The sequence below is a fragment of the Sulfitobacter sp. HI0129 genome, assembly GCF_001635395.1.
GTDB lineage: Bacteria > Pseudomonadota > Alphaproteobacteria > Rhodobacterales > Rhodobacteraceae > Sulfitobacter.
The window spans coordinates 1-5,818 of sequence record NZ_LWGH01000632.1; the positions used below are offsets into that span (position 1 = coordinate 1).

A 5,818-nucleotide genomic window follows, 5' to 3' on the forward strand; every position below is an offset into this window, starting at 1 on the left:
GAGACCCTGATGGCGCATCCGAAACTGTCCCGCCAGATCGACGGCGCGGCACTCGACCGGGCCTATGATACGGTGGCAAAGCACCTCAAGGCCATCGATGCTGCCGATGCGCGGCTGGGCCGGATCCTGTCGGTCACGGGCACCATTGCTTTCAACCTGATCGTGGTTTTCACCGCCTTCGTGACATGGATGTGGTGGTCTGGCCGGCTCTAGCGGCGCACCGAAGCCGCTTGCATACCCAACCCAGCCACGTATCACGGGGGGTATAGAAGATGCGGAGCGAAAGGGAGCGCAGCCATGCAGGATTGGACCGGACAGACAGCGGTGATCACCGGGGGGGCATCGGGCCTCGGCGCGGCCACCGCGGCGCAACTGGCGGAAATGGGGCTGAAGGTCGCCCTTTTCGATCTGAACGAAGAACAGGGACAGGAACGGGCGAAATCCCTGTCCGGGCTGTTCTGCAAGGTCGACGTCTCCGACCCTGAAAGCGTGCGCGCGGGGCTCGACCGGGCGGAAGCCGAACTGGGCACCTTGCGGGTGCTGGTGAATTGCGCCGGGATCGGCCCCGCCGCCAAGACCGTGTCCCGGGGGGAGCCGCATGACGCGGCGCTGTTCGAAAAGGTCATCCGGGTCAATCTGCTGGGCAGTTTCAACTGTGCCAGTCAGGCCGCCGCGCGCATGGCCGCCGCTGACCCCACGGAGCCTGATGGCGCCCGGGGCGTGATCGTCAACACCGCCTCCGTCGCCGCATACGAAGGCCAGATCGGTCAGGTGGCCTATGCCGCGTCCAAGGGCGGCGTGGTGGGCATGACGCTGCCCATGGCCCGCGACATGGCGGACAAGGGCGTGCGGATCTGCACCATCGCACCGGGTCTCTTCCTGACGCCGCTGCTCGAAGGGTTGCCGCAGGATGTGCAGGACTCGCTCGGGCGGCAGGTGCCGTTTCCGTCCCGGCTGGGCGCGCCTGCGGAATATGCCGCGATGGTGGGCCATATCGTCACCAACCCCATGCTGAACGGCGAGGTCATCCGCCTTGACGGGGCGATCCGGATGGCGCCGCGCTGACAGGGCGGCTACCGCGCCTTAGATTAGCCGCCGGCGTATTGCGCGTCCGTTACATGCTCCAGCCAGGTGACGGCGCTGCCGTCCTGCGCTTCCTGCAGGGCGATATGGGTCATGGCGCTGTCGGGGGCGGCACCATGCCAGTGTTTCTCGCCCGGTTCGAACCAGACGACATCGCCTACGGAAAGGGGGCGGATCGCTTCCCCCTCCACCTGCGCGAGGCCATTGCCCGCGGTCACGATCAGCGTCTGGCCTAGCGGGTGCGTGTGCCAGGCGGTACGTGCGCCAGGCTGAAAGCTGACAGAGACGCCGCGCAGCCGGGCCGGGGCAGGGGCCGTGACGAGAGGCTGCATCGACACATCGCCGGTGAAATATTGCGGGTCGACATCCTGCGCGGGACGTTCGGCGGCGGGGTAGATCTGCATGAGATGTCTCCTTTGACGCGCAAGGTGGCCCAGCCCCCGAGCGCGGGCAAGTCCATTTTGCGGCACCCCTGCAGCCACAAAAGCAAACGGCCCCCGATGGGGGCCGCCCGGCTTCATTGGTTTGCCTGCCCGATCACAGGTTGGGATAGAGCGGAAACCTTTTGCAAAGCTCGGCCACTTCGGCCTTCACCTTCTCTTCCACCGCGCCGTTGTCATCGGGGCCATTTGCGGCCAGCCCGTCGACGACCTCCACAATCCAGCGGGCAATCTGGCGGAATTCTTCCTCACCGAAGCCGCGGGTCGTTCCGGCAGGGGAGCCCAGACGGATCCCGGAAGTGACTGTCGGCTTTTCGGGGTCGAAGGGAACGCCGTTCTTGTTGCAGGTGATATGGGCGCGGCCCAGCGCCTTTTCGGTATCGTTGCCCTTCACCCCCTTGGGGCGCAGATCGACCAGCAGAACATGGGTGTCGGTGCCATGGGTCACGGTATCCAGCCCGCCCTTGATCAGCTCGTCGCTGAGCGCCTGCGCGTTGGCGATGACCTGTTTGATGTAGGTCTTGAATTCCGGCTGCAGCGCCTCGCCGAAGGCCACGGCCTTGGCCGCGATCACATGCATCAGCGGGCCGCCCTGAATGCCGGGGAAGATGGCGGAGTTGAATTTCTTCGCCAGCGCCTCGTCGTCGGTCAGGATCATGCCGCCGCGCGGGCCGCGCAGGGTCTTGTGGGTCGTGGTCGTCGCCACATGGGCATGCGGGAAGGGCGAGGGGTGTTCGCCCGCAGCCACCAGCCCGGCAAAATGCGCCATGTCCACGTGCAGGTAGGCACCCACCATATCGGCGATTTCGCGCATGCGGGCAAAATCGATCTGGCGCGGAATGGCGGAGCCGCCGGCGATGATCATCTTGGGGCTATGCTCTTTCGCCAGCGCCTCGACCTGATCGTAATCCAGCAGGTTGTCCTGCTTGCGCACGCCGTATTGGATAGCATTGAACCACTTGCCCGACTGGTTGGGCGCCGCACCATGCGTCAGGTGCCCCCCGGCATCGAGGCTCATGCCCAGGATCGTATCACCGGGCTGCAGCAGGGCCTGAAAGACGCCCTGGTTCGCCTGACTGCCGGAGTTGGGCTGCACATTGGCGAAGCCACAGCCGAAAAGCTGCTTTGCCCGCTCGATCGCGAGGGTTTCGGCCACGTCCACATACTGGCACCCGCCATAGTACCGCCGGCCCGGATAGCCTTCGGCATATTTGTTGGTCATGATGCTGCCCTGCGCTTCCAGCACGGCATTGGACACGATGTTTTCCGAAGCGATCAGTTCGATCTCGTCCCGCTGGCGTCCCAACTCGTCGGTGATGGAGGCGGCCAGTTCCGGGTCGACCTGGGCAAGCGAAGCGGTAAAGAAGTCGGACATTTGGGGTTTCCTTGATGGCGCTGTTTCGCGGGCTTCGTAGCCCAAAGGAAAAGGCTGGGGAAGGCGGGAAACCGACGCAGGGGGCCTCTTGTGCGGCAATGCTGGCAGCGGCTGCGAATATATGGTTCTTTCGGAGCCGAAGGACGACGATCGGAAACCCGGGGGCCGCAGCATGAAGATAGCCTTTACCGCCAGCCGCGCGCCCGTCGCCCAGACGGCACTGGCAGCACTGGCCGACCGCTACGGCGACGTGCCCTTGAAAGAGGCGGAGGTCATCGTGGCGCTGGGCGGCGACGGTTTCATGCTCCAGACCCTGCATGAAACGCAAACGCTGAATGTCCCGGTCTATGGAATGAACCGGGGCACCATCGGCTTTCTGATGAACAATTACGGCGACAGCCGCCTGATTGCCCGGCTGGCGGCGGCAGAGGAGGCGGTGATCAACCCGCTTTCCATGCGCGCGACCCATGCCGATGGCGATGTTTCCCATGCGCTGGCCATCAATGAGGTCTCGCTGCTGCGCGCGGGGCCACAGGCGGCCAAGCTGCGGATCAGCGTGGACGGGCGGCTGCGGATGCAGGAACTCGTCTGCGATGGCGCGCTGGTGGCGACACCCGCTGGGTCCACGGCCTATAATTATTCCGCCCACGGGCCGATCCTGCCCATCGGGGCCGATGTGCTGGCCGTGACAGCGATGGCGGCCTTCCGTCCCCGGCGCTGGCGGGGCGCGCTGTTGCCCAAGCGGGCAGAGGTGCGCTTTGACGTGCTCGAACCGGAAAAGCGGCCCGTGATGGCCGATGCCGACGGAAAGTCCCACCGGGATGTGGTGACGGTCGAAATCCGCTCCGAACCCTCCGTTGCCCACCGCATTCTCTTCGATCCGGGCCATGGTCTCGAAGAGCGGTTGATCAGCGAACAGTTCACCTGATCTGGGCTTGCAGCCCTGCCAATGGTGTCCTTTTTCCGGTCGGGGGAATTTCCCGATTCACGGTGGAACAACTCCCCGTCATCGGCGTTAAATTAATGAGACGCGGGTGGTCTTGTACCAATCCCGTCCGGGTAAACAGTAAATAGGAGTATGCACGATGAATTGGGACCGTATCGAAGGCAACTGGAAGCAGTTCACCGGCAAGGTAAAAGAAGAATGGGGCGACCTGACGGACGATGACGTGGCACAGGCCAACGGCAATCGTGAACAGCTCGCGGGTCGCATTCAGGAACGCTACGGCTGCACCAAGGATGAAGCCGAGCGCCAGATTGACCAGTTCGCAGCGAAGCACTGACTTCGCCGTTGTTAACGAGTGACGGAGGCGGTCCCGAGGGGCCGCCTCCTTTATGTTCGGGGCAGGGCAATCGCGCACCTTCCAAAAAGCGAACGCCCCCGGGGGGGATGCTACCCCACCTATTAACCCTTTGTTAACTTTAAATTAGTTGCCTGACCGCCCGGGCTGGTCTTACCTTGGCCAACATGCAGCGGTCCTTTCCCATCCCCGGCCAGGCGGCGCGTTTCTCTGCCCTTATCGCGCGGGAACGTCGGACGCGGTTCACCGGCGGGCTTCTCGCCCCCTTCTGGTCCGTTGCCGTGCCGATGGTGTGGATCGGCCTTGTTGTAGGCCTCTTCATCATCATGGATAGGCGCCCGCCGATTGCCGTCGGGGTTGAGGTTTTCGTGGCCACCGGCATCCTGCCCTATGCCATGTTCCGTCAGACCATCGGGTCCATGGTCCGCTCCCTTGTCGCGCACCGCCACATGAAGCTCCTCGCCCCGCTGGGGGACCGGGATATCCTGACCGCCGCGGCATTGGTGGAGGCGGCGAACCTCGTCCTTGTCGCGCTGGTGGTTTTCGGCGGGCTCGCCATGATCGTTGGCGCCCCTCTGCCGGGCGATCTTTGGGGGGTCTACACCGCCTTGGCCGTAACATGGCTGCTGGCTGCTGGCGTGGGGTCGCTCCTCGCGCTTCTCAATGGCGTGTCCGAAAGTTTCGGTCGCATGCTCGCGGTCCTCCTGCGGCCGCTCTTCTGGATTTCCGGGCTGTTTTACACCGCGACCGAGCTTTCCGGTCCGGCGCGCGACCTGCTGTGGTGGAACCCGCTCTTTCACGCGACCGAGCTTCTGCGGGAAGGGTATTTCCACGGCTATCGTTCGCCCATCGCAGAACTTTGGTATCCCGCGGCCTTCGGCATCGTCTGTCTTCTGGCAGCTCTTTGCCTGCAGGCGCGCGGTCCGCTGAACCTGTCGTGGTGGCCCGGCGCATGATCTCCCTGATCGATGTCACTTGCCACGGGGACGCCCCCTTGCCGCATCCGGTGCTGGGGCAGGTCTCCGTCATCTTTCGCACTGGGGAGCGGGTCGGCATTCTGGCCCGCCCGGGCCGGGGCAAGAGCACGCTGGCGCGTCTTCTCTGCGGTATGGACCGTCCCGATGCCGGGGTCCTGCGCCGGCAGGGTCGGGTGTCATGGCCCATCGGATCGAGTGGTTTCCTCCATCCGGATCTGACGGGGACGATGAATATCGCCATCGCCGCCCGGGCCGTGGGGGCGGACCCCGCCGAAACGCTCGCCTTCTGCACGCGCCTGACCGGGCAGCCGGACGGATTCGCCCGCCGCATGGGCGGATATGCGCCCTCTGTCCGGGCCGCACTGGCCTGCGGCTTTTCCCTGAGCCAGCGCTGCGACTGGTACATCGCGGATGAAACCATCGGCTTTGGCGAAGGCCCGCAGCGCGCGCGCTCCGATGCGATGCTGGAACGGCGCCTCGCGGAAGCGGGGCTGGTCTTCATTACGCGCAACGTGACCCAGATGGGCAAATGGTGTGACAGGCATTTCGCCCTCCACGGCGGGCGCCTTATCGAGGTGGAGGATGCCGCCATGGCCGCAGCGGTAGACACTTCACCCGGGAAGGTGGCCAGATGCTGGAACT

General features: G+C 64.7%; 7 protein-coding genes and 1 pseudogene. 6 read left to right on the plus strand and 2 right to left on the minus strand.

The features are described from left to right. Nucleotides 1-213: pseudogene (locus tag A3764_RS25255) on the plus strand (hypothetical protein); the annotation flags it as partial. 84 nt (nt 214-297) lie between these two features. Beyond that, complete coding sequence (locus tag A3764_RS16445) at nt 298-1,065, plus strand: SDR family NAD(P)-dependent oxidoreductase (protein WP_067927525.1); 768 nt, start codon at nt 298-300, stop codon at nt 1,063-1,065. 23 nt (nt 1,066-1,088) lie between these two features. On the opposite strand, the gene A3764_RS16450 is transcribed toward A3764_RS16445, so the two are convergent. Both A3764_RS16450 and glyA read right to left on the minus strand, forming a co-directional pair. Then, complete coding sequence (locus A3764_RS16450; protein WP_067927522.1) at nt 1,089-1,487, minus strand: (R)-mandelonitrile lyase; 399 nt, start codon at nt 1,485-1,487, stop codon at nt 1,089-1,091. Between the two features lie 133 nt (nt 1,488-1,620). Beyond that, nucleotides 1,621-2,898: a serine hydroxymethyltransferase gene (glyA, locus tag A3764_RS16455; RefSeq protein ID WP_067927519.1), complete on the minus strand. Its 1,278-nt coding sequence runs from the start codon at nt 2,896-2,898 to the stop codon at nt 1,621-1,623. A 172-nt stretch (nt 2,899-3,070) separates the two neighbouring features. On the opposite strand from glyA, the gene A3764_RS16460 reads away from it, so the two are divergent. From A3764_RS16460 to A3764_RS16475, 4 genes are all read left to right on the plus strand, one after another. Next, nucleotides 3,071-3,826: an NAD kinase gene (locus A3764_RS16460; protein ID WP_067927532.1), complete on the plus strand. Its 756-nt coding sequence runs from the start codon at nt 3,071-3,073 to the stop codon at nt 3,824-3,826. 157 nt (nt 3,827-3,983) lie between these two features. Continuing rightward, on the plus strand, nt 3,984-4,181 hold the full coding sequence (locus A3764_RS16465) for a CsbD family protein (protein WP_067927516.1): 198 nt from the start codon (nt 3,984-3,986) through the stop codon (nt 4,179-4,181). 185 nt (nt 4,182-4,366) lie between these two features. Further along, nucleotides 4,367-5,155 carry an ABC transporter permease gene (locus A3764_RS16470; RefSeq protein ID WP_067927512.1) on the plus strand — a complete coding sequence of 263 codons (789 nt, stop codon included), beginning with the start codon at nt 4,367-4,369 and terminating at the stop codon, nt 5,153-5,155. After that, a partial coding sequence (locus A3764_RS16475; RefSeq protein ID WP_150122245.1) for an ATP-binding cassette domain-containing protein occupies nt 5,152-5,818 on the plus strand: 667 nt, incomplete at its 3' end. The genes A3764_RS16470 and A3764_RS16475, both read left to right, overlap by 4 nt.

Coding starts and splice junctions, on each gene's coding strand:
- A3764_RS16460 (WP_067927532.1), top strand. CDS start 3,071: ATGAAGATAGCCTTTACCGCCAGCCGCGCGCCCGTCGCCCAGACGGCA.
- A3764_RS16450 (WP_067927522.1), bottom strand. CDS start 1,487: ATGCAGATCTACCCCGCCGCCGAACGTCCCGCGCAGGATGTCGACCCG.
- glyA (WP_067927519.1), bottom strand. CDS start 2,898: ATGTCCGACTTCTTTACCGCTTCGCTTGCCCAGGTCGACCCGGAACTG.
- A3764_RS16465 (WP_067927516.1), top strand. CDS start 3,984: ATGAATTGGGACCGTATCGAAGGCAACTGGAAGCAGTTCACCGGCAAG.
- A3764_RS16445 (WP_067927525.1), top strand. CDS start 298: ATGCAGGATTGGACCGGACAGACAGCGGTGATCACCGGGGGGGCATCG.
- A3764_RS16470 (WP_067927512.1), top strand. CDS start 4,367: ATGCAGCGGTCCTTTCCCATCCCCGGCCAGGCGGCGCGTTTCTCTGCC.